22 protein-coding genes are annotated in these 23,142 nt (G+C 69.0%); 15 read left to right on the top strand and 7 right to left on the bottom strand.

Annotated elements, in window-relative coordinates; translation table 11 throughout:
- Positions 1-2 precede the first annotated feature (2 nt).
- Entirely contained in the window at positions 3-959 is a 957-nt protein-coding gene (gene dapD / locus PROPJV5_RS07775) for a 2,3,4,5-tetrahydropyridine-2,6-dicarboxylate N-succinyltransferase (protein WP_119715840.1), read from the top strand.
- 5 nt (positions 960-964) lie between these two features.
- The gene (locus PROPJV5_RS07770) at positions 965-1,798 is read left to right on the top strand and encodes a hypothetical protein (RefSeq protein ID WP_119715779.1); all 834 of its coding nucleotides are present in this window, start codon (positions 965-967) and stop codon (positions 1,796-1,798) included.
- 105 nt (positions 1,799-1,903) lie between these two features.
- Here the strand turns inward: PROPJV5_RS07770 and dapC are convergent, their stop codons facing one another.
- A complete protein-coding gene (gene dapC / locus PROPJV5_RS07765; protein WP_119715778.1) occupies positions 1,904-2,995 on the bottom strand; it encodes a succinyldiaminopimelate transaminase in 1,092 nt (363 codons plus the stop codon).
- Positions 2,995-3,312 carry a ferredoxin gene (gene fdxA / locus PROPJV5_RS07760; RefSeq protein ID WP_119161878.1) on the bottom strand — a complete coding sequence of 106 codons (318 nt, stop codon included), beginning with the start codon at positions 3,310-3,312 and terminating at the stop codon, positions 2,995-2,997. Before fdxA ends, dapC begins: the two co-directional genes overlap by 1 nt.
- 223 nt (positions 3,313-3,535) lie before the next feature.
- Between fdxA and PROPJV5_RS07755 the strand changes: the two genes are divergently transcribed.
- Positions 3,536-4,495, top strand: coding sequence for a 2-hydroxyacid dehydrogenase (locus PROPJV5_RS07755; RefSeq protein ID WP_119715777.1), 960 nt, complete (start codon positions 3,536-3,538; stop codon positions 4,493-4,495).
- Positions 4,496-4,625: 130 nt separating this feature from the next.
- A complete protein-coding gene (gene fumC / locus PROPJV5_RS07750) occupies positions 4,626-6,050 on the top strand; it encodes a class II fumarate hydratase (RefSeq protein WP_119715776.1) in 1,425 nt (474 codons plus the stop codon).
- A gap of 87 nt (positions 6,051-6,137) precedes the next feature.
- Here the strand turns inward: fumC and PROPJV5_RS07745 are convergent, their stop codons facing one another.
- Positions 6,138-6,863: a FadR/GntR family transcriptional regulator gene (locus PROPJV5_RS07745; protein WP_119715775.1), complete on the bottom strand. Its 726-nt coding sequence runs from the start codon at positions 6,861-6,863 to the stop codon at positions 6,138-6,140.
- A 258-nt stretch (positions 6,864-7,121) separates the two neighbouring features.
- Between PROPJV5_RS07745 and aspA the strand changes: the two genes are divergently transcribed.
- Genes aspA through PROPJV5_RS07730 form a run of 3 tightly spaced genes read left to right on the top strand, consistent with a single transcriptional unit; the run spans position 7,122 to position 10,683 of the window.
- Complete coding sequence (gene aspA / locus PROPJV5_RS07740; RefSeq protein WP_119715774.1) at positions 7,122-8,582, top strand: aspartate ammonia-lyase; 1,461 nt, start codon at positions 7,122-7,124, stop codon at positions 8,580-8,582.
- A gap of 46 nt (positions 8,583-8,628) precedes the next feature.
- Positions 8,629-9,924, top strand: coding sequence for an anaerobic C4-dicarboxylate transporter (locus tag PROPJV5_RS07735; protein ID WP_119715773.1), 1,296 nt, complete (start codon positions 8,629-8,631; stop codon positions 9,922-9,924).
- Positions 9,925-9,939: 15 nt separating this feature from the next.
- On the top strand, positions 9,940-10,683 hold the full coding sequence (locus tag PROPJV5_RS07730; protein ID WP_119715772.1) for an aspartate/glutamate racemase family protein: 744 nt from the start codon (positions 9,940-9,942) through the stop codon (positions 10,681-10,683).
- Positions 10,684-10,778: 95 nt separating this feature from the next.
- Here the strand turns inward: PROPJV5_RS07730 and PROPJV5_RS07725 are convergent, their stop codons facing one another.
- Both PROPJV5_RS07725 and tkt read right to left on the bottom strand, forming a co-directional pair.
- Positions 10,779-12,059: an MFS transporter gene (locus PROPJV5_RS07725; RefSeq protein WP_119715771.1), complete on the bottom strand. Its 1,281-nt coding sequence runs from the start codon at positions 12,057-12,059 to the stop codon at positions 10,779-10,781.
- 176 nt (positions 12,060-12,235) lie between these two features.
- The gene (gene tkt / locus PROPJV5_RS07720) at positions 12,236-14,299 is read right to left on the bottom strand and encodes a transketolase (protein ID WP_119715770.1); all 2,064 of its coding nucleotides are present in this window, start codon (positions 14,297-14,299) and stop codon (positions 12,236-12,238) included.
- A 135-nt stretch (positions 14,300-14,434) separates the two neighbouring features.
- Here tkt and PROPJV5_RS07715 point away from each other — a divergent pair, with 135 nt between their 5' ends.
- On the top strand, positions 14,435-14,959 hold the full coding sequence (locus PROPJV5_RS07715; protein ID WP_119715839.1) for a GNAT family N-acetyltransferase: 525 nt from the start codon (positions 14,435-14,437) through the stop codon (positions 14,957-14,959).
- Positions 14,960-14,993: 34 nt separating this feature from the next.
- Positions 14,994-15,485, top strand: a complete 492-nt coding sequence (locus tag PROPJV5_RS07710) for a phosphoribosyltransferase (protein WP_119715838.1) — start codon at positions 14,994-14,996, stop codon at positions 15,483-15,485.
- Positions 15,486-15,538: 53 nt separating this feature from the next.
- Here PROPJV5_RS07710 and PROPJV5_RS07705 read toward each other — a convergent pair whose 3' ends face one another.
- Positions 15,539-16,756 (bottom strand): M20 metallopeptidase family protein, encoded by a 1,218-nt coding sequence (locus tag PROPJV5_RS07705; protein WP_220474386.1) that lies wholly within the window; start codon positions 16,754-16,756, stop codon positions 15,539-15,541.
- A 91-nt stretch (positions 16,757-16,847) separates the two neighbouring features.
- Between PROPJV5_RS07705 and PROPJV5_RS07700 the strand changes: the two genes are divergently transcribed.
- The 4 genes from PROPJV5_RS07700 to PROPJV5_RS07685 all read left to right on the top strand — a co-directional run bounded on the left by PROPJV5_RS07700 (position 16,848) and on the right by PROPJV5_RS07685 (position 20,582).
- Positions 16,848-17,888, top strand: coding sequence for a hypothetical protein (locus tag PROPJV5_RS07700; RefSeq protein ID WP_119715769.1), 1,041 nt, complete (start codon positions 16,848-16,850; stop codon positions 17,886-17,888).
- 382 nt (positions 17,889-18,270) lie between these two features.
- Positions 18,271-19,236 (top strand): cysteine synthase A, encoded by a 966-nt coding sequence (cysK, locus tag PROPJV5_RS07695; protein ID WP_119715768.1) that lies wholly within the window; start codon positions 18,271-18,273, stop codon positions 19,234-19,236.
- A 185-nt stretch (positions 19,237-19,421) separates the two neighbouring features.
- On the top strand, positions 19,422-20,348 hold the full coding sequence (locus PROPJV5_RS07690; RefSeq protein ID WP_119715767.1) for an SPFH domain-containing protein: 927 nt from the start codon (positions 19,422-19,424) through the stop codon (positions 20,346-20,348).
- Positions 20,349-20,351: 3 nt separating this feature from the next.
- On the top strand, positions 20,352-20,582 hold the full coding sequence (locus tag PROPJV5_RS07685) for a type II toxin-antitoxin system antitoxin (RefSeq protein ID WP_119715766.1): 231 nt from the start codon (positions 20,352-20,354) through the stop codon (positions 20,580-20,582).
- A gap of 53 nt (positions 20,583-20,635) precedes the next feature.
- Here PROPJV5_RS07685 and PROPJV5_RS07680 read toward each other — a convergent pair whose 3' ends face one another.
- Positions 20,636-21,289, bottom strand: a complete 654-nt coding sequence (locus PROPJV5_RS07680) for a peptidyl-tRNA hydrolase (protein WP_220474389.1) — start codon at positions 21,287-21,289, stop codon at positions 20,636-20,638.
- A 263-nt stretch (positions 21,290-21,552) separates the two neighbouring features.
- Between PROPJV5_RS07680 and PROPJV5_RS07675 the strand changes: the two genes are divergently transcribed.
- Both PROPJV5_RS07675 and PROPJV5_RS07670 read left to right on the top strand, forming a co-directional pair.
- Positions 21,553-22,293, top strand: a complete 741-nt coding sequence (locus PROPJV5_RS07675; RefSeq protein ID WP_119715764.1) for a sulfite exporter TauE/SafE family protein — start codon at positions 21,553-21,555, stop codon at positions 22,291-22,293.
- Positions 22,294-22,388: 95 nt separating this feature from the next.
- A complete protein-coding gene (locus PROPJV5_RS07670) occupies positions 22,389-23,138 on the top strand; it encodes a sulfite exporter TauE/SafE family protein (RefSeq protein ID WP_147385399.1) in 750 nt (249 codons plus the stop codon).
- Positions 23,139-23,142 lie beyond the last annotated feature (4 nt).

Below are 23,142 nucleotides of genomic sequence, written 5' to 3'. Positions count from 1 at the left end.
GTATCGCGCCGCCCACCAGTAGTCTTGTCGCCATGACTGACGCAACTCGTACCGCCTGGGGCTGGGGTCTGGCCACCGTGCACGACTCCGGCCAGACGCTCGACACCTGGTTCCCCTCGCCCGCCCTCGGCGAACCCTCCGACGAACCGGCCCCGGATCACCTCGTCGAGACCCGCGACGAGCTGCGCCACGTGAGCTGCCGGGTACGTCGCTGCGTCATCGACCTCGACGCTGCACCGGCCGACGTGAGTGACGCCTATCTGCGTCTGCACCTGCTGAGCAGCCGTCTGGCCGTTCCCAACAGCATCAACCTCGACGGCATCTTCGCGGTCCTGCCGAACGTGGTGTGGACCAGTGCCGGCCCCTGCTCGCCGACGGACTTCGACCAGATCCGCCGTGCCCTGCTGGCCGATCGCGGCTCACTGGTCGTCACGAGCGTCGACAAGTTCCCGCGCATGGTCGACTACGTCATCCCCTCGGGGGTGCGTATCGGCGACGCCGACCGCATCCGGTTGGGCGCCCACCTGGCCGAGGGCACCACGGTCATGCACGAGGGTTTCGTGAACTTCAACGCCGGCACCCTGGGCGACTCGATGATCGAGGGGCGTATCTCGCAGGGCGTCGTCGTCGACGCCGGTTCGGACATCGGGGGCGGCGCCTCGACGATGGGCACGCTGTCGGGGGGCGGCACCGAACGGGTGCGTATCGGCAAGGGGTGCCTGCTGGGCGCCGAGTCCGGGTGCGGCATCGCGCTGGGCGACAACTGCGTCATCGAGGCCGGCCTGTACATCACCGCCGGCACCAAGGTGTCGATGCCCGACGGGACGCAGGTCAAGGCCCGCGAACTGTCCGGCGGCTCCAACATGCTGTTCATCCGCGACTCGGTCTCCGGCGCGGTGCGCGTCGTCGCCCGCGCCGGGCAGCAGATCGAGCTCAACGCGGCCCTCCACGAGAACTGACGTCGATGACGACCCTGACCCGCCGGGGGCTGTTCGCCGGTCTCGGTGCCGGGGCGCTCGGGTTGACGCTGGCGGCCTGTTCCGGAGGCTCCGAGACGATCCTGCCGGAACAGGGGGCCCAGGCGAGCGCCGGTGGGCTCACCGATCTGCTCGACCTCGACCAGGCCGCCAACGCGGCGATCATCGTCGGTGAGGCGATCCGCCGGGGTCTCAGGGCCCGGGCCGCCACGATCGCCCTCGCCACGGCGCTCCAGGAATCGAGGCTCTACAACATCGACTACGGCGACCGGGACTCGCTGGGCCTGTTCCAGCAGCGCGCCAGCCAGGGCTGGGGCTCCGAGGAGCAGATCATGGATCCGTGGTACTCCTCCGGAGCCTTCTACGACGCCCTCGTGCAGGTCGAGGGCTGGGACAGCGGCGACATCAACGACGTGGCCCAGAGCGTGCAGCGCTCCGGTGTGCCCGATGGCTACGCCCAGCACGAGGACGCCGGCCGCATCTGGGCCAGTGCCCTGTACGGCTATGACGAGGCCGCCGTCACCCTCGTCGACCGCGCCGAGGCCGGCACCGACGCGGACTCGCTCATGGAGTTCGTCGACACCGTCTGGGGCTCTGCGGTCGGCGCCGCCAGGGAGGGCACCACGCTCACCTTCACGGCGCCCGACTCCCGCCAGGGCTGGAGTCTCGCCCAGCTCCTCATGTGCCGCGGCTCGGCCGCCGGCCTGACGGGCCTTCAGGCGGGGCAGGCCACGTGGACGAACAGCAGCACCGAACGGGCCGGCTGGCAGGGCGACACCGCATCCGATGCGACGCAGGTCGTCGCCACGCTGCGCACCTGAGCCGCGAACACCCCCGGCCGGCCGTGCCCAGGCGGCTGGAGAAGGCGGCCGGCACGCCGCGCCGGGGACACGACACGCGGCGGAGGGACCCACCGGGACGGGCGGTCAGCGGGTCAGGCGCTCCACCGCGGCGGCGATACGCTCGTCGGTCGCGGTCATCGAGATGCGCACGTGGTCGGTGGCGTGGGGCCCGTAGAAATCCCCGGGTGCGGCCAGGATGCCGCGTTCGGCCAGCCAGTCGATGCTCTCCCGGCCGGGCCGGTCCTGGGTGGCCCACAGGTAGAGCGAGCCCTCCGAGTGGTCGATGCGGAAGCCCGCCTGCTCGAGCGCGGCACGCATCCTGGCGCGGCGGGCGGCATAGCGGGCTCGCTGCTCATCGACGTGCCGCTGATCGCCGAGAGCCGCCACCATGGCCGCTTGGACGGGAGAGGGGACCATCATGCCCAGGTGCTTGCGCACGGCGGTGAGCTCGTCGACGAGGGCGGCGTCGCCGCCGACGAAACCCGCCCGGTAGCCGGCCATGTTGGAGCGTTTCGACAGCGAGTGCACCGCGAGCAGCCCCGTGATGTCACCGTCGTTCACCGCAGGGCTGAGCACCGAGTGGGCGGGTGCGTCGTAGGCGAACTCGGCGTAGCACTCGTCGGCCGCCAGGACCGCGTCGTGCTCCCGGGCGAACCGGACCCACCGGCGCAGCAGGTCGAGCGAGGCGATGGCGCCGTGCGGGTTGGCCGGGGAGTTGACCCAGATGAGTCGCGGGGAGCCCTCGACCTGGTCCGGATCGTCGCAGCGCTGGACCGCGGCACCGGCCATGAGAGCCCCCACCTCGTAGGTGGGGTACGCGACCCGGGGCAGGACGACCGTGTCGCCGGGGCCGAAGGCCAGGAGCGTGGGCAGCCAGGCGACGAACTCCTTCGTGCCGACGGCGGTCGTCACGTTGTGCTCATCCAGCGCGGTGCTGGACCAGCGGTCCTGGAAGTAGGAGATGATGGCCGCGCGCAGCGACGGTGTGCCCCACACCGTGGGATACCCGGGGGCCTGTGACGCGGACTCGAGGGCCTCCCGGACGATCCGCGGCGTCGGGTCGACTGGCGTGCCGACGGACACGTCGACGATGCCCCCCTCATGGGAGTTGGCCAAGGCCTTCGCCTTGGCCAACGAGTCCCACGGGAATGCGGGCAGCGTCTGCGAGAGGCTCATCAGGCCTGGGGCGGCAGCGCGGCCACCGTCGGTTCGTCGAAATCCTGCTTGCCGAGGCGCGCGGCGCCTCCGGGGGAGCCGAGTTCGGCGAAGAAGTTCGCGTTGATGTCGAGCCACTCGGTCATGTCGTCGGGCAGGTCATCCTCGTAGTAGATCGCCTCGGTGGGACACACCGGCTCGCACGCACCGCAGTCGACGCATTCCTCAGGGTTGATGTACAGCGTGCGGTCACCCTCGTAGATGCAGTCCACGGGGCACTCCTCGACGCAGGCCTTGTCCTTGACGTCCACGCAGGGCAAGGAGATGACGTAAGTCATGACGGCTCCTGAAACGGTCAACAATGATGAGGACGCCGCCACACCGGCGGTCGTCGCCGCCAACTCTACCGTGCCCGCGGGTGATTCCCGGGCCGCGAAAATCAGCGGTGAGCAGCCCTCTCGGAACGTTTTCTGGCGCCGTGAGGATGAGCCTAACCTCATTTTCTCGCCCCTGGGACCTCTAGTAGCATGCCGGCAGGACCAACCACCGATGGGGGCTCCAATGGCGCGAATCTGCATCACCGACGCGATCCCCGAGGCCGCCGTCACCACGCTGCGCGCGGCTGGGCACGAGGTCGCGGTCTGGGACGGCGACCTGCCCCCGGGCCGCAGTGAACTGCTCGACCTGGTCGCCGGTGCCGACGCCGTGCTGACCGTGTTGTCCGACGGGGTCGACGAGGAATTCCTCGATGCGGCCGGCCCCCAGCTGAGGATCGTCGCCAACGTGGCCGCCGGGTACAACAACATCGACCTGGCCGCCTGCCGGGCCCGCGGTGTCGTCGTGACGAACACCCCTGGTGTGCTCTTCGACGCCACCGCCGACATCGCCTTCGGCCTGCTCCTGATGGTCACCCGCCGACTCGGCGAGGGGGAACGCCTCATCCGCGCCGGGCGGCCCTGGCGCTACCGCACCACCTTCATGCTCGGCCACTCGATCGAGGGGAAGACCATCGGCCTGATCGGGGCGGGCCAGATAGGCACCGCCATGGCCCGCCGCTGCAAGGCCTTCGGCATGACCATCGCCTACGCGGACGAGCACCCCATGCGCGAGCCCGCGGCCGGCGAACTGGCGGCCACCGGCATGCCGCTCGACGAGCTCGTCGCCGGCTGCGACGTCATCAGCCTGCACTGCCCACTCACCGAGGAGACCCGTCACATCCTCAACGCCGAGCGCATCGCGGCCATGCGGCCCGGCAGCTATGTCATCAACACGGCTCGCGGCGCCTGCATCGACGAGGAGGCGCTCGCCGCGGCCCTGGCCAGCGGCCACCTGGGAGGCGCCGGCCTGGACGTCTACGAGAACGAACCACAGGTCCATCCGGCGCTGTTGGGCCTGGAGAACGTCGTCCTGCTGCCCCACCTGGGTTCGGCGACCATCGAGACCCGCACGGCGATGGGCGATCTCGCCGTCGAGAACGTGCTGGCGGTGCTCGCCGGCCGCCCGGCACCCAGCGCCGTGTGACGCGGTGATCCGGCCCGCTCGCCCGCGCCGGGACAGGTGAGAACGTCTCCGGGGATGACGTCCTCCCCATCGGCCCCGGGAATCCGGTGGGGCCGCCGACGGCGCCGCCCCGCACCGCTAGGCTGGGCCCATGGCTGATAACACGAGCGCACAGACGCGCACGGAAACCGACTCCATGGGCACGATCGAGGTGCCCGCTGACCACTACTGGGGCGCTCAGACCGAGCGCAGCCTCCACAACTTCGACATCGGCCGTGAAACCTTCGTGTGGGGCCGCCCGATGATCAAGGCCCTCGGCACCCTCAAGAAGGCGGCCGCGCAGGCCAATGGCGAACTGGGCGAGCTGCCGAAGGACATCTCCGAGCTCATCGTGCAGGCAGCCGATGACGTCATCGCGGGCAAGCTCGACGCCGAGTTCCCGCTGGTCGTCTTCCAGACCGGTTCCGGCACGCAGTCCAACATGAACTCCAACGAGGTCATCTCCAACCGCGCCATCGAGATCGCCGGCGGCGAGCGGGGCAGCAAGACCCCCGTCCACCCCAATGACCACGTCAACCGCGGCCAGTCCTCGAACGACACCTTCCCGACCGCCATGCACATCGCCGTGGTGTGCGAGCTGAATGACATGTTCCCGCGCGTGCAGAAGCTGCGCGACACCCTGGACGCCAAGGCCAAGGAGTACATGGACATCGTCATGCCCGGGCGCACCCACCTGCAGGACGCCACACCGATCCTGCTCGGCCAGGTCATCTCCAGCTGGGTCGCCCAGATCGACTTCGCGCTCGACGGCATCCGCTACGCCGAGTCACGTGCCCGTGAGCTGGCCATCGGTGGCACGGCCGTCGGCACCGGCCTCAACGCCCATCCGAGGTTCGGGGCGCTCGCCGCGCAGAAGATCTCCGAGGAGACCGGCATCGAGTTCAAGCAGGCCGACAATCTCTTCGCCGCCCTGAGCGCCCACGACGCCCTGGTCCAGGTCTCCGGGTCGCTGCGGGTCCTCGCCGACGCCCTCATGAAGATCGCCAATGACGTCCGCTGGTACGCCTCGGGTCCGCGCAACGGTCTGGGTGAGTTGCTCATCCCGGAGAACGAGCCCGGCAGCTCGATCATGCCCGGGAAGGTGAACCCGACCCAGTGCGAGGCGATGACGATGGTCGCCACCAAGGTGTTCGGCAATGACGCCACCGTCGGCTTCGCCGGCTCGCAGGGCAATTTCCAGCTCAACGTCTTCAAGCCGGTCATGGCCTGGTGCGTTCTCGAGTCGATCCAGCTGCTGGGCGACACCTGCGTGAGCTTCAACGACAACTGCGCCTACGGCATCGAGCCCAACCGCGAGAAGATCGCCCACGATCTCGACATCAACCTGATGCAGGTCACCGCACTCAACCGGCACATCGGCTACGACAAGGCGTCGAAGATCGCCAAGAATGCCCACCACAAGGGCATCAGCCTCAAGGAATCCGCACTCGAACTCGGCTTCGTCACCGAGGAGGAGTTCGGCAAGTGGGTCGTCCCGATGGACATGACCCATCCGTCCGCCGCCGACGAGGGCTGACCGGCACCAGTTCCGAGGGGTGGGGCTCGGGGAACCATGGTTCCCCGAGCCCCACCCCTCGTTGAACAGATCGTCGCCGAGGGTCGGTCAGCCCGCCTCGGACAGCGCGCGGAGCCGTTTCAGCTCCGGGTGGCGCAGCGCCGGGTAGTCCTCGTAGTGCCTCGACACGCTCTCCACGAAGGCGTCGACGTCGTTGGCCAGGAGGGCGTCGATCATCGCGTGATGCACCCCGATGGAGTAGCGGGCCATCTCGGCGTCATAGCTCGCGGTCAGCGCCCACTCGTCGTTGCGCATGGGCTCGACGACCTCGCGCGTGGCCTCCTCGAGATAGCTGTTGTGCGAGATCCGGGCGATGAGTTCGTGCAGGTCGAAGGTGACGACCAGGTACCACTGGTAGTCCTCGATCTCGAGTGCCTCGGAGAGCTCGACCCGCACGGCCTTCAACTTGATGCGGTCGGACTCGCTCGCGTTCCTGATGGCCAGCACGCCGGAGGCGATCTCGAGGGCCTGCCGGGCCTGCAGCCTGCTCACGATGCTCTGCCCCGCCCCCACCAGCGCGTCCTCGTCGGCGACACTGCGCTGGTTCTCGAGCACGTAACTGCCCTCCCCCAGGCGCGTCTCGATCTCGCCGGCGAGCTGGAGCGCCTTGAGCGCCTCACGCACCGCCGTCCGGCTCACCTGGAACTGGCGGGCCAGCTCCCGTTCGGAGGGCAGCCGCACACCCGGCTTCCACTCCCCCGACCGGATGCGATCGACGAAGACACGGACGAGCATCTCTGATTTGCGGAGCGGTGCGCCATTGAGAACGGACATGCCCCCATTCTTCCAGCCCCAGCACCGACGATCGAATTGTTGACAACAACCGATCAAAATTTGACCGAGTCGATTCTGATAAAACAAGAACCCGCACTGAGAAGCCTGCTTCGTGTCTCATCAACATCTCGATTTGACATGGGAACGCGACTTGGTTTATATGGTCATACCGGACAGACCACTGGTATCCCGACGCTGATGTCGGGGTCTTCGGCCATCCGCGTTGTTCCGTGTCCTGCACATCAAGGAGAGACGATCATGACCACCCGCATCGAAGAGGATCTACTGGGTCAGCGAGAGGTACCGGACGAGAACTACTACGGCATCCACACGGTTCGAGCGCTGGAGAACTTCAACATCTCCGCCGGATGCATGAACGACGAACCCGAGTTCATCCGGGGCATGGTCCAGGTGAAGAAGGCCACGGCGCTGGCGAACAAGGAGCTGCAGTCGATCCAGGCCGACATCGCCGACACGATCTGCGCGGCATGCGACGAGATCCTCGTCAACGGCCGCTGCATGGACCAGTTCCCCACCGACTCCTTCCAGGGCGGCGCCGGGACCTCGGTCAACATGAACACGAACGAGGTCGTCGCGAACCTGGCGCTCGAACTGATCGGCCTGCCCAAGGGCCGCTACGACGTGATCAACCCGAACGACCACGTCAACAAGTCCCAGTCGACGAATGACGCCTACCCCACCGGCCTGCGCCTGGCCCTCTACACGGTCGCGCAGGACCTGCTGCGCGCGGTCGAGGAGCTGGTCGCGAGCCTGCACAAGAAGGGCGACGAGTTCAGCCAGGTCCTCAAGATGGGCCGCACCCAGCTGCAGGACGCCGTGCCCATGACGCTCGGCGACGAGTTCCACGGTTTCGCCACCAACGTGTCCGAGGACATCGAGCAGCTGCGCTCCGCCGCGAAACTGATGCTCGGAATGAACCTGGGCGGCACGGCGATCGGCACCGGCCTCAACACGCCGCCGAATTTCCCGCAGGTCGCGGCCCGCAAGCTCGCCGAGGTCACCGGTTACGACATCGTCTCGGCCCCCGACCTGGTGGAGTCCAGCTACGACAACGGCGACTACATCGCCCTGCACGCGGCGGTGAAGCGTCTCGCGGCCAAGGTCTCCAAGATCTGCAACGACCTGCGTCTGCTCTCCAGCGGCCCGCGCGCCGGCCTCAAGGAGATCAACCTGCCCGAGATGCAGGCCGGCAGCTCGATCATGCCGGCCAAGGTGAACCCGGTCATCCCGGAGGTCGTCAACCAGGTCTGCTTCAAGGTCTTCGGCAACGACGTCACGGTCGGCTTCGCCGCCGAGGCCGGCCAGCTCGAGCTGAACGTCATGGAGCCGGCGACGGCGCAGGCGATGTTCGAGTCGCTGCACCTGCTCACGAACGCCCTCGACACGCTGCGTACGCTCTGCGTCGACGGCATCACGGCCAACGAGGAGATCTGCCGTGACTTCGTCATGAACTCGATCGGCATCGTCACCTACCTCAACGACGTGATCGGCCACCACAACGGCGACCTCATCGGCAAGGAGTGCGCTCGCACGGGCAAGTCCGTCCGCGAGGTCACCCTGGAGATGGGACTGCTCAGCGAGGCCGAGATCGACGCGATCCTCTCCACGGAGAACTTCCTCAAGCCCACCTACTCCGGCAAGATCTACGGACCCGACGAGAAGGGCCTGCCCGACGGGCTGACCCCTCCGGCCAAGTAGGTCACGCCCCCACCGCTGATTCGTCACTCAACACAAGGAGCACATCATGTTCTGGGCCCAGTTGGCCGTGGTTCTGATCTTCATCTTCATCGGCGCCCGGCTCGGCGGTATCGGTATCGCCTACGCCGGCGCCGCCGGTGTCGTCGTCCTCGGACTGCTCGGCTGCGAGGTGGATCCCACGACCGGCATCCCCTGGGATGTCCTCGGCATCATCCTCGCCGTCATCTCCTGCATCGCTGGTCTGCAGACCTGCGGCGGCCTTGACCTGCTGGTCAAGATCAGTGAGCGGATGCTGCGCCGCAATCCCAAGCGCATCACCTTCCTCGCCCCGGTCGTCACCTTCTTCATGACCGTCTTCTGCGGCACCGGGCACGTCGCCTTCGCCACGCTGCCGGTCATCGCCGAGGTGGCCAAGGAGCAGAAGATCCGCCCGTCCCGGCCCCTGTCGATCGCCGTCGTGGCCTCGCAGGTCGCCATCGCCGCCTCCCCGATCTCGGCCGCCATGGTCGCCATGGCCGGCGTGGTCGAGCCGTTCGGCGTCGACTACCTGCCGTTGGTCGGCATCGCGATCGTCATCTGCTTCACCGGCTGCATGGTCGGCGCGCTGGTCGCCTCCCGCCTGGGCAGCGAACTCGAGGACGATCCGGTCTACCAGGAGCGCATGGCGGCCGGACTGGTGAAGATGCGCGGTGAGGGCAGCTACGACATCAAGCCGTACGCCCGCCGCTCGCTGGTCATCTTCGGCGTCACCCTGCTCATCGTCATGGTCTATGCCGCCATGACGTCGGCCTTCGAGCTGCCGCTGGACCGCAACTCGGCGATCATGACCTTCATGATGGCCGCGGCGCTCATCATGAAACTCACCTGCAAGATGGAACTCGGCAAGGTCACGGACCAGGCCACCTTCAAAGGCGGCATGAGCGCGGCCCTGTGTATCCTCGGCGTCGCCTGGCTCGGCAACACCTTCGTGCAGTCCAACATGGATCTCATCAAGGGTGCGGGCGAGTCGGTCATCCAGGGGAACCCGTGGCTGCTGGCAGTGGTGTTGTTCTTCGCCTCCGCCCTGCTCTACTCGCAGGGCGCGACGACCGCGGCCTTCATGCCCGTCGCCGCGGCGATGGGCGTCAGCGGGGCCGTCATGGTGGCCTCGTTCCCGGCCGTCACCGGCCTGTACCTGCTGCCCACCTACCCGACCACCGTCGCCGCCATCGAGATGGACGACACGGGCTCGACACGTATCGGCAAGTACGTGTTCAACCACCCGTTCATCCTGCCGGGCGTCACCGCGGTGGCCGTCGCCGTCGCCCTGGGCTTCCTCATCTGCCCGCTCGTCTTCTCCTGAGCCCAGTGTGACGCGATGAGCAGGAGCTTCGCCCCGCATGCCTTCGACGACGCCGTGATCGGCGTCGTCGGGGGCATGGGGCCGGCCGCCACCGGCCAGTTCCTCGTCGAACTGGCCGCGGCGCTGCCGGCCGAGCACGACCAGGACCACCCGAGGGTGATCGTCCTGTCGGACACGAAGGTGCCGGACCGTACGGCCAGTATCGCGACGGGCGATGACACGCCGATGTCGATGCTGCGAGCCGACCTGCTGCGGGCCGCCGAACTGGGGGCGTCGGTGCTGGCGGTGCCGTGCAACACGGCCCACCACTTCATCAACGCCTTCGCCGACGAGTTGCCGGTCCCGCTCGTCCACATCGTCGATGCGACCCTGACGGCCGCTCAGCGGGTCAGCCCCGAGGGGGCCTGGCTCACGGCGACCGCCGGGACGGTGGACACCGGCCTCTACCAGCGGGCGGCCGCCGAACGCGGCTACCGGCTCGAGGTGCCGTCGCAGGAGGAGAAGGACGCGATGATGCGGATCATCGGGCAGGTGAAGGCGGGCCGGCTGCGCGAGGCGGGCGAGGCGTACCGGCGGCTCGCCAGCCGCCTGCGCGGCAGCCACGAGCTGCCGCTCATGACGGCGTGCACCGAACTGCCGCTGGCCTTCGACGCCTCGGGCCTGGAGCCCGGCATCCAGATCTCCTCGCTGACCGCGCTGGCGCAGGCCACCCTCGAAACGGCGGCCGGCACCGTGGGGCGCTGGCCGGCCGACCCCTGAGCCCGACCGGACCGGTGTGACCCCCGGTATGAAGCCACCCACGCGATGGTGCCCGCCGATCCCGGCGGGCACCATCGCCATGTTCCCGGATCTTCTCACTCCGGGTGCTCCACCTCCTCGGGCGGCACGGGGGCCTCGTGCGGGTCGAACCGGAGCCCTTCACGGGTCGCCTGGTGGATGAGGACGCCGGCAACGGTCAGGCCCGTCGCGACCGAACCGACGAGCAGCGAGTAGCGCGGACCCAGCACGTCGCCGACCCGGCCGACGATCGGTGCGCCGATCAGCGTCCCGCCCATCACCAGGGCCGAATACAGCGCGAGCACGCGGCCCCGCAGCTGTGGCGCCGAGGCGAGCTGAACCGCCGAGTTCGCGCAGGTCAGCACGGTCAGTGCGCACAGGCCGGTGGGGATGAGGAAGAACGCGTAGACGTAGTAGTTCGGGGCCAGCGCCAGGACGGTGTCGAAGACGGTGAACCCGGCCAGCCCGATCATCAGGGTGCGCACCCGGGGATGGCGGCGCCTGGCCGCGATGATCGCGGCCCCGAGGGTGCCGATGGCCATGATCGTGCCGAGCGCCCCGTACTGGGCGGCGCCGCGCCCGAAGACCTTGGTGGCCATCGTCGCATTGGTGATCTGGAAGTTCATGCCGAAGGTGCCCACCATGAACACGATGATGAAGATGATGCCGATCTCCCGGTGGTGCCACACGTAGGACAGGCCCTCGCGGGTGGCGCCCCGGCCCCTGCGCGGCCTGGGCGGGTGCAGCTGGGTGGTGTCCATCGCCGACAGGGCTGCGAGCATGGCGGCGAAACTCAAGGCGTTGACGAGCATGCCCGGACCGACGCCGAAGGCGGCGATGAGCAGGCCTGCCAGGCCAGGCCCGATGATGCGGGCCGCGTTGAAGCTCATCGAGTTCATGCCGACCGCGTTGGCGATCAGGTCGTCGTGGACCATCTCCGAGACGAAGGCCTGCCGTGCCGGGGTGTCGAAGCTGATGATGACGCCCTGGGTCAGGGCGAACAGGTAGACCTGCCACAGCGCCACCGCGTGGGTGGCCACGAGCGCCCACAGCCACAGCGCATTGAGACCGAGCAACCCCTGCGTGACGCGCAGCACCGATCTCTTGCTGAACCGGTCGACGACGGCCCCCGCCCATGGCGCGAGGAAGGGCATGGCCACGAACTGCAGTGCGGTGACCTGCCCGAGCGCCGTGGAGGAGTGATCGGTCAGGTCGACGAGCACGAGCCAGTCCTGGCACGTGCGCTGCATCCAGGTGCCGATGTTCGAGACGAGAGCACCGGCGAAGTATCTGCGATAGTTCACGACGGCGAACGAGGCGAAGGTACGGGCCCCGAACCGTCTGAGTCCGCCGGCCACCCCCACGATCCCAGCTTAGGTCGCCGAGGCAGGCCCTCACGTCGACTGCTCCCGGGCATGCGGACGGGGCCGGGGATACCTCCCCGACCCCGTCAAGCATCATCGGTCGGCGCCCGCCGGGCGCCCGGTGTCGTGAGACCGCCCGGTCAGGCGGACGGCCCCTGGCGACCTGCGGGTCAGAGGACGCCCTTGGCGACCTTGACGACGTTCTCCGGGGTGAACCCGTACTCGGCCATCAGCAGGTTGCCGCTTGCGGAGGCACCGAAGTGCTCGATGCTCACGCAGGCGCCCTTGGCGCCGACGTAGCGGCTCCAGCCAAGCGACAGGCCGGCCTCGATCGAGACGCGGGCGGTGACGTCCGCGGGCAGCACCTGGTTCTGGTACTCCTCGGGCTGGGCGTCGAACCACTCCTGGCAGGGCATGGAGACGACGCGGGTGGCGACGCCCTCGTCCTCGAGCCGGTCCTGGGCGTCGAGGGCCAGCTGCACCTCGGAGCCGGTGGCGATGAGGATGAGCTGGGGGGCGCCGTTCCTGGCGTCGCGCAGGACGTAGGCCCCCTTGGCGGCTTCGGCGGCCGGAGCGAACTCGCCGCTGCCGCGGTCGACCGTGCGCAGGTCCTGGCGGCTCAGGATGATGCCCGCCGGGCGGTCGGTGTTCGCCAGGATCTGCGCCCAGGCCGCGGCGGTCTCGTTGGCGTCGGCCGGGCGGACGATGTCCAGGCCCGGGATGGCGCGGTAGGCGGCCAGGTGCTCGACCGGCTGGTGGGTGGGGCCGTCCTCGCCGACGCCGATCGAGTCGTGCGACCAGACGAAGACCGACGGCACGCCCATGAGGGCGGCCAACCGGACCGCCGGACGCATGTAGTCGGCGAACACGAAGAACGTGCCGCCGTAGGCGCGGGACAGACCGCCCGCGTTGATGCCGTTGAGGACACCACCCATGGCGTGCTCGCGGACACCGAAGTGCAGCACGCGGCCGTAGGGGTTGCCCGGCCATGCGGAGGTGGCGCGGCTGGTGGGCAGGAAGGACTCCTGGCCGTCCATGGTGGTGTTGTTCGACCCGGCGAGGTCGGCCGAGCCGCCCCACAGCTCGGGCAGCTGCGGGCCGAGCGCGGACAGCACCTTGCCGGAGGCCTTGCGGGTGCTGAGCTTGCCCTCGGCGAAGACGGGCAGTTCGAGGTCGGCGGGCAGCGCTCCGGAGCGGACCCGGTCGAGCAGGGCGGCGCGTTCCGGGTTGGCGGCACGCCACGCCTCGAAGCGCTCGTCCCAGGCCGACCGGGTGGCCGCTGCGCGCTCGGCCATGGCGGCGCGGGCGCGCTCGACGATGGTCTCGTCGAAGGTGAAGGGCTCGGTGGGCAGGCCGAGGAGCGTCTTCATAGCGTTGATCTCGTCCTCGCCGATGGCCGCGCCATGGATGCCCTCGGTGCCCTGCTTGGTGGGCAGGGGCCAGCCGATGATGGTGTCGAGCTTGATGATGGAGGGCTTGTCGGTGACCTTCTTGGCGGCCTCGATGGCCTCGTGGAGCGCCTGGATGTTCTCCTCGTAGTGGTCGCCGCCGTTGGTCCAGTCGACCTCGGCGACGTCCCAGCCGTAGGAGGCGTAGCGGGCCAGCACGTCCTCGTCGAAGGCGATCACCGGGTCGCCCTCGATGGTGATGCGGTTCGCGTCGTAGATGACGATGAGGTTGCCGAGGTCCTGGGCGCCGGCGAGCGAGGCCGCCTCGGACTGGACGCCCTCCTGCATGCAGCCGTCGCCGGCGATGGTGTAGACGAAGTGGTCGAAGACCGACTCGCCGGCCGCCGCCTCGGGATCGTACAGGCCGCGCTCGTACCGGGCGGCCATCGCCATGCCGACGGCCATCGAGATGCCGGCGCCCAGCGGGCCGGTGGTGCACTCGATGAACTTCGTGTGGCCGTACTCGGGGTGGCCCGGGGTCAGCGAGTTCTGCTTGCGCAGCTGCTTCATGTCGTCGAGTTCCAGGCCCAGGCCGTTGAGGTAGAACTGCGCGTACTGGAGCATCGAGGCGTGCCCCGCGGACAGGATGAAGCGGTCGCGGCCGATCCACTTGTCGTCCCCCGGATCGGTGTTCATGACCTTCTGGTAGAGCAGGTAGGCGACCGGGGCCAGCGACACCGGCGTGCCGGGGTGCCCGTTTCCCGTGCTCTGGACGGCATCAGCCGCCAGGATGCGAGCGATGTCGACCGCCTTGCGGTCCTGGTCAGTCCAAGTGAGTGCAGTCACAGATGGCGCCCTTCGTTGATTCGTCGACGATGTCGAATAGGTGTCGAATGGTCACTGCTCAGTCTATTCGTCCATTCCGTGTCTGATCCGCATCTGATCCGCATCCATTCCGCGGCAGGTGTTACCGTGACCGGCATGCCCGGCACGATCCGGCTCCGGCCCGCAGCGGGCTCCGACGCCGCCGCACTCAGCGCGATCCACAACGCCCAGGGCGTGGCGACCACCGCCAGCTACGAGCTGCGGCCCGGCACGGTCGCCCAACGCGCGGAATGGCTGGCCCGGCACCGGCGCGAGGGCTTCCCGGTCCTCGTCGCGATCGACGAGGACGATCAGGTGGTCGGTTTCGCCGCCTATGACCGATTCCGGGAGCTGCCCGGCTACGACCTGACGGTGGAGCACAGCGTCTACGTCGCACCCGGGCACGAGCACGAGGGCATCGGCCTGATGCTCATGACCGAGCTGATCGACCAGGCGCGTCGGGCGGGCCTGCATGCGATGGTGGGGGTGGTCGACGCCGGCAACAGGGCCTCCCTGGCCTTCCACGAGCGGCTCGGTTTCACGAACCACGGGGTGCTGCCCCAGGTGGGTCGCAAGTTCGGGCGCTGGCTCGATGTCGCCATGCTCGTGAGGCTTCTCGACGACCCGCCAACCGCCCGGTGACCTGACCCCATGGTGAGCCGCTAGGATGCGGCCCATGGCGAATGACGATGCGGCCGAGAAGGAGATCCTCACCTGGGAGGGTTTCGGTGCGGCGACCCGTGAACTGGCCCAGACCATCGTGGATTCCGGCTTCGTACCCGAGATCGTCATTGCCGTGGCCCGCGGTGGCATGATCCCCGGCGGCGCACTGACCTACGCGATCGGGGTGAAACTCACCGATGCCATCAACGTGGAGTTCTACACCGACATCGCCAAGACCCTGCCCGACCCGATCCTGCTCGCCCCACTGCTCGACACCGAGTCGATCAAGGACAAGAGGCTCCTGGTCGTCGACGACGTCGTCGACTCGGGACGCACGATGGAACTCGTCATCGACCTGCTCAAGGGCTATGGCGCCGACGTGCGCTCCGCGGTGCTCTACACCAAGCCCACCACCGTCATCCAGCCCGACTACTCGTGGCGGAACACCGACCGCTGGATCGCCTTCCCCTGGTCGGCGGACGGCCCGGTCACCAGACGATCCTGACCGCCCCGGACCACCCTTGGGCCGGCTGTGCCGGCACGCCTGCAGGTCGCGTGTCAGGCCGGCGGCAGTTCGCCGGTCCACGCCAGGGCCGACAGGAGGGCCGCCTGGTCGCCGAGGATCCTCGAGTTGTACCTGGCCTGCGGTGAGTGCAGCTGGGGGGCTCCCACCGGGTCGACACCGTCGGGCAGGGCGCCCACGAAGAGGAAGGCGCCGGGCACCTCGTCCAGCACGTAGCTGAAGTCCTCACTGGCCATGACCGGCTGGCTCATCTCGACGACCCGGTCCGGCCCGAAGAGGCGGCGTGCGGTGTCCAGGGCGACCCGCGCGGCGCGGGGATCATTCACCGTGGCCGGGCAGTTGACCCGGAACGACGCGTCCACCTCGCAGCGGTGGATCCGGCCGACGAGCTCGGCGATCTGCCTGGCCCGCTCCCCGAAGCGGTCGGTGGTGTCCTTCGAGACGGCGCGGATCGTCGCGCCGAGACTGGCCTGGTCGTGGATGACGTTGTACATCTTCCCGGCACCGAGCTGGGTGACGGTGCACACGACCGGGTCGAAGACGCTGAACTCGCGGGTGACGAGCGTCTGCAGCTGCTGTCCGAAGTCGAGGACGGCCGGCACCGGGTCGATGGCGGTGTGCGGCGCCGAACCGTGACCGCCCCTGCCGTGGAAGGTGGCGACGAGCTGACAGTTCGAGGCCATCTGGGCGCCGACCCGGACGTGCACGGTGCCGGCTGGATAGGGCATCTCGTGAACGCCCCAGGCCGCGACGGGACGCTCACCGGCGAGATCGAGCAGGCCTTCGTCGAGCATGCGCCTGGCCCCGCCGGCGGTCTCCTCGGCGGGCTGGAACATGAACATGACCGAGCCGGCCAGGGCGGCGCGATGGTAGGCGATCATCTTCACGGCCCCGACGAGGGCGGCCATGTGCATGTCGTGGCCGCAGGCGTGCATGGAGTCGCCGGTGGAGGCGAAGTCCTCGCCGGAGTCCTCGCGCACGGGCAGGGCGTCCATGTCGCCGCGCACGAGGACCACGGGGCCGGGCCTGTCGCCGCGGACGATGACGACGAAGGCCGACCAGCCGTCGAACTCGCGGATCTCGACGGGCATGCCGGTGAACTCCTGCAGCAGGCGGGACTTCGTCCGCGGAAGGTCGAAGCCGAGTTCGGGGATCTGGTGGAGCTCTCGGCGCAGGGCACCGAGCTGATCGGTGAGACCGGCCCCCATGGCGCGGAAGTCGGGTGCGGCTGAAACGTTCTGCTGCGTGCTCATGCCTCCATGCTCGCACGATGCGCGGCCGCCGGTCCGGCGTGTCAGCCGACGGGGCGGGCACCGGGTACGGCGTGCGGCTTAGCGTGGGGGCATGACGATCGACTGGGCGGTGTCGGGGTGGGGCCGGCCGGGTTCGGCCCTGGCCGTCGGCTCGGGCAGGCAGGGCCTGGGCCTGCTGGCCCGCTGGTGCCGCAGCACGGGCATCAGCACCGTGCTGGCGCCGGCCTTCTGCTGCACCACGATGATCACGCCCTTCTGGCTCGAGGGGATGTCGGTGCGTTTCGTTGCCGTGGACGAGCGGCTCGTCATGGACGCTGACTCGTTGCGCACGGCCCGGGCCGGTCATGACGGGCCCGTCGCGGTGCTGGTGGCTCGTACCGGCGGTTCGGGGCCCTCGCCACGACTTCGTGCCGAGCTGGCCGCGACGCGACGCGACGGCGGCCTGGTCATCGACGACGCCACCCATGCGATCCTCGCCGACACGGCCTCGGGCGCCCGGCCCAGCTGGTGTGACGCGTCCCTGGCGAGCCTGCGCAAGCTGCTGCCCGTCGCCGACGGGGCGCTGGTGCACGTACGGGATGGTATCGGGCTCGAGTCGGACCTGGCGGTCCCCGGCCAGAACCCTCCGGGCGAGGTCCTCGCGCTCCGCGGTGACCTGCCCGTCCTGGCCCGCGGCGAGCCGCAGCGGCCCTTCCCGTCGGGCGCCGGGCGCTACCTGGACGCCCTGGCGCGGGCCGAGGCCCACTTCGACGAGTCGCTCTCCCCCACCGCGCCCAGCACCGTCACGCGCCGGGTGTTGGGGGACCTCGATGGGGACGCCCTGGCCAGGCGGACGGCCCAGAATGCTCACGTCCTGGCCGGCGCGCTGTCCGGGTCCGGCGCCAGGATGATCAACCCGGGCGTCCCGGGCCCGCTGCTGCTCCGCACGACCAGGGCGCCGGCGATCGACGCCGAACTGGCCGCCCACGGCATTTTCTCCCCCATGGACTGGACCCGGCCGGGAGCCGTCGATGCCGCTCTGTGGCCCGGCGACGTCCTCGCCCTCGACACCCGTCCGATCGCGGGTCTGGACGACGCCGCCATGCACGACTGGCTTCGTTTCACGGCCGAGATCATCCGGAAATGGGACTGATCCGTGAATGGGACTGACCGGAATTGCCTGTGCCCGGGTTTGCCGGTTCCCGTGAGTTGGCATCGGTTCGGCGCCAGATTTTGTCCTCTGCGAATTCATACGCTACCGTTGCTCGCATGGTCTACCTCGTTGCCCGACGCCACATCGACATGATGCGTGTCGTCTCCGCGATGATGTGTTGCACCTGTTCCCGCTGATCACGGTCCTGTCGTCGTAGCCGCCATCGCGCGCCTGGCGGGGCCACCCGGTCAACCCCGCCCCACTCAGTCCCCTGCTTGCACTCGTGGATCCTGACTGGACAAGGCACGGTCGATCGGCGAAATTCACCCGAGTCCTTCGATTCGGAATCTCCCTGTTCTTTCATCCTGAAAAGGAATCAGTCATGCCCGGAATTCATTCCTCCATCACCGACGTCATCGGCGGTACACCCCTCGTCCGCGCCCCCCACTTCCTCGCCGCGAACAATGCCGAGGACGCGAACATCGCTTTCAAGCTCGAATACTTCAATCCCGCCGGCTCGGTCAAGGACCGTATTGCCCTGGCCATGATCACGGATGCCGAGGAGAAGGGCCTGTTGAAGCCCGGCGGCACCATCATCGAGCCCTCCAGCGGCAACACCGGTATCGGCCTGGCCGCCATCGGTACCGCCCGTGGGTACAAGGTCAAGGTCGTGCTGCCGGCCAGCCTGTCCGTGGAGCGCCGCGCGCTCATCCAGGCCTATGGCGGTGAGGTCATCCTGACCCCCGGCCCGCTGGCCATCAAGGGGGCCATCGCCTACGCCAACCAGCTGCACGAGGCCGATCCCAACTCGGTGCTGCTGGGCCAGTTCGACAATCCCGCGAACCCGGCCATCCACTACCGGACGACCGGCCCTGAGATCTGGGCCGACACCGATGGCGCCATCGACATCCTCGTCGCCGGCATCGGCACCGGCGGCACCCTGTCGGGCGCCGGCAAGTACCTCAAGGAGCAGAACCCGAACATCAAGGTGATCGGCCTCGAGCCCGCCAAGAGCGCCATCCTCAACGGCAAGCCCGCCGGCCCGCACGGCCTGCAGGGCATCGGCACCGGGTTCGTCCCGAACACCCTTGACACCTCCATCTACGACGAGGTTCTCGACATCACCGACGAGGACTCCATCGAGCAGGCGCGCCGCCTGGGCACCTCGGAGGGCATTTTCACCGGCATCAGCTCGGGCACGGCCCTCGCCGGCGCCCTGCAGGTGGCCGCCCGGCCCGAGAACAAGGGCAAGCTCATCGTCGCCGTCCTGCCCGATTCCGGCGACCGCTACCTGTCCACCGCACTCGGCCAGTTCCCCGAGCTCGAGGTGCACGACGTGGAGCTGTGATCGTCCACGACCACTCGATCCGCACGAGGGCGCCCGGGATCCCCGGGCGCCCTCGCCGCGCATGGATGCCCACTCCCCGGCGCATGGCTCCGGGACACGAACCCGCACCAGGCCCTGTTCCGGCTCTCCCCAGAAACCAGGAAAAGTGATATAAATCTGCTATCACTTTTGAGAGGAGAGCGTCCATGAGCGACGAAGAACGCACCATGCCCCAGCCAGAGGCCACGTTCAGCGAACTGGTCCGCGGTATCGACGTCGAGGAACGGAAGGCACCGGCGATCAACGGCGGGATCGGGCTGCTCGTCGTCCTGGCCTGCTTCGGCGCGGGCGTCCTGACCGTCCTCCCCGACCCGACCACGCGCCATCCCGCGCCCCTGATCGCCCTGGTCATCGTCGGCTCGCTCCTGGCCAGCGGGCTCACCATCGTGAACCCCGGGGACACGAAGGTCGTGCAGTTCTTCGGCCGCTACGTCGGCACCATCCGGCGCACCGGGCTGGTCATGACCGTGCCGCTGACGACCACGAAGAAGGTCTCGGTGAAGGTGCACAACTTCGAGACGAGCGAGCTGAAGGTCAACGACGCCGACGGCAATCCGGTGAACATCGCCGCCATCGTCGTCTGGCAGGTGGCGGACACGGCCAAGGCCGTCTTCGCGGTCGAGGACGCGGAGGAGTTCGTCGACGTACAGTCGGAGTCGGCGCTGCGCCACGTCGCCGGCGCCCACCCGTACGACAACGCCGCGCCCGGCCAGGAGACCCTGAGGGGCTCGACCGAGTCGATCGCCGCCGAGCTGGCGGCCGAGGTCGCCGCCCGCATCACCATCGCCGGTCTGACCGTCATCGAGACGCGGATCAGTTCACTGGCCTATGCCCCCGAGATCGCCCAGGCGATGCTGCAGCGTCAGCAGGCGGCCGCCGTCATCGCGGCCCGCGAGAAGATCGTCGAGGGCGCCGTGTCGATGGTTAGCAACGCCCTCGACCGCCTCGAGGGCCAGGACATCGTCGCACTCGACGACGAGCGCAAGGCGGCCATGGTCTCGAACCTGCTCGTCGTGCTGTGCTCCGATTCCAGGGCCACCCCCGTGGTGAACACGGGCACTCTGTACGCCTGACCGATGGCTGAACGCGAGCACAGGCACGAACGCAAGCAGGTGCTGCTGCGTCTCGACCCGGCGGTGCACGACGCGTTGCAGCGCTGGGCCGGCGACGAGATGCGTTCGGTGAACGCCCAGGTCGAGGTGATCCTGCGTGAGGCGCTGCGACGCGCCGGGCGGCTTCCCTCGGACATCAGGCCGATCCCGAGGCGGGGCCGGCCGCCGTCGAGCTCGGGCTCCGAGCCCGGCTGAGACCATTCCCCGTGCCGCTTCACCCATGTGCCGGGCAGGCCCGCCCGCGTGGATCAGGATTCCAGATCGGCGCGCCACACGGCGCGGGCCGTCTCGGTGGGCCCGTCGAGTTCGGTGAACCCGGCATCGACGACGCTCACCGGCCGCGGATTCGCCGCCCACTCGCCCCTGTCCGGCCAGCGCACCTCGACCCGGAAGCCGTCGGCCCGCCACTGGGCGCGGCGGGGTTCGTCCAGGGCCGCGTAGAGCAGCTGCGCGGCGTGGGCGCACTGGGCCGCGAGCTTGCCGCTGGTGATCTGCTCGAGCGGGGTCACCTCGATGAGGACCTGCGCCGCGGTGTGCGCGCTGGCGTGCTCGGACGGGAAAACGGTGCCGCCCATCTGCAGCTTGCTGAGAGTCTTGGGCAGCGGGTGCTCCGGGCAGGGCGGAAAGGCCCGAACCCCGGCGGGTCCGAATCCCTCGGGCCCGGCCTGGGTGACGAGCACGCCGGGCAGCTCCTGCACGTCGTCCCAGCGCTTGCCGTCGGCGCGACGCACGAGCTTGCGGATGCGGCCGCCGTCGGCCCAGGCGTGGATGGCCTGGTTCCAGGGACCGCCGGGCGCGGCACGTTCGTCGTCGAGTAGCCCCACGACGGCCCGTGCCGCGGCCTCGCAGACGTCGACCTCGCGGGCGAGGGCGTGCTTGTCGCGCAGGACGACGAGCTGCATCGCCCAGGGGTTCTCCTCGCTCGGATCGCTTCCGGGGGCGGCGGTCGGATCGTTCGTCATGCACCCCAGGGTAGGCCTGGTGCCGGCTGCCCGATGAGGACCGCCGAGTCGCCGGGGCCAGGGCGGGTCCGCGGAAACGGGCCGGCTGCCGTGGCGATGACCGGCGGATCGCCGATCACGACGGCGCCCCGGCGGACGACCGCGTGCTGACCGCGCGGCCCCGGCACGCCGGGGCGCGGCTAAGGTCGCACCATGTGACCGCCATGAGCCTGCTCGTCGTCCTCGCCGCCTCCGTGGTGGCCGGGCTCATCGGCTATCTGACCGGCCTGGCCTCACTCGTCAGCTACCCGATGCTGCTGGCCGTCGGGCTGCCGCCGGTCTCGGCCAATGTGACGAATACGATCGGCATGGTCTCGGTCGGCCTCGGCTCGACGATCAGGGGTGCCGGCTCGTACATGCCCGACATGGGCCGCCGCCAGGTCATCGTCCAGGGGCTCATCGCCGGTCTCGGCGGGCTCACCGGAGGATTCCTGCTGCTGGTCAGCGGCGACGGGGTCTTCGAGCACATCGTCCCCTACCTCGTGCTGCTGGCCGCTGTCCTGCTGCTGGCCGGCCCGCGCATCAAGAGCATCCAGTCCGACGGCACCTGGCCCGTCTGGCTGTACGACGCACTGCTCTATCTCGTGTGCATCTACGGCGGGTACTTCGGCGCCGGCTCGGGTGTCATCTTCATGGCCCTGACGACGCTGGCCACCTCGTTGAGCTTCAACCAGGCGGTGTGGTTCAAGACGACGCTCATGTCGGTCAGCAACCTGGCGGCCGGGTTCTACTTCGTCTTCAGCGGCGAGGTGAACTGGCCCGTAGCGCTGGCCCTGGCGGTCGGTTTCTTCACCGGTGGCTGGTTGGGGCCGATGGTCCAGCGGTTCATCCCCGAGAGGGTGCTGCGGTGGGCGATCGGTGTCGGGGGCATCGGGCTGGCCTGCTACCTGTGGTTCTCGGCGTGAGGGCCGCCCCGAGGCGGCGGCACGCACTGGCGGGCAGATCAACCGGATCGTGGTTCCGGGCGTGCACCGGCAACGGCACCGCGTAGCGTTGCGCCGTGACCGTGTTCGCCTTGTCAACTGTCGTCCTGGCCGGTGTCGCCGCGGGCATCGTCGGCTACCTCACCGGGATGGCCTCGCTGGTCAGCTACCCGGCGCTGGTCATGCTGGGCGTGCCCCCGGTCACGGCCAATGCGACGAACACGGTCGGGCTCCTCGGGTCGGCCCTGGGGTCCGCGGTGAAGGGCGCGCCCACCTTTCTGCCCAGGAGCAACAGGCGCAGCGTCATCGTCCAGTCGATCGCCGGCGCCATCGGCGGGCTCATCGGGGCCTGCCTGCTGCTGGTGGGCGGGGACGGCACCTTCGCTGTCGTCGTGCCCTGGCTCGTCCTGGCCTCGGCGCTCATGATCCTGGCGAGTCCGCGGCTGCGTGACCTGCAGCACGGCGAGGAGTGGCCGCGCTGGCTCTACGGCCTGGTGATCATGCTGGTGTTCGTCTACGGCGGGTACTTCGGCGCGGGCTCGGCGCTCATGTACCTGACGGTCACGATGATCGCCACCAGCGCCGAACTGAGCACGACCGTCTACCTCAAGACGCTCGTCATCGCCGCGGCGAACCTGAGCTCGTCGGTCTGGTTCATCTGCGCCGGAAGGGTCGCCTGGTGGGCGGCCATCGCGCTTCTGGTCGGCTCGATGATCGGCGGGTGGTTCGGCCCGGTCATCGCCCAGCGCATCCCCGACCGGGTGCTGCGCTGGATCATCGGCATCGCCGGCATCATCCTGGCCTGCTACCTGTGGTATTCCGCCTGAGGGG

It is taken from the genome of Propionibacterium ruminifibrarum (assembly GCF_900289195.1).
Taxonomy (GTDB): domain Bacteria; phylum Actinomycetota; class Actinomycetes; order Propionibacteriales; family Propionibacteriaceae; genus Propionibacterium; species Propionibacterium ruminifibrarum.
Note: the sequence above shows the minus strand (reverse complement) of the source record. Positions and strands in the feature narration are given on the sequence as shown.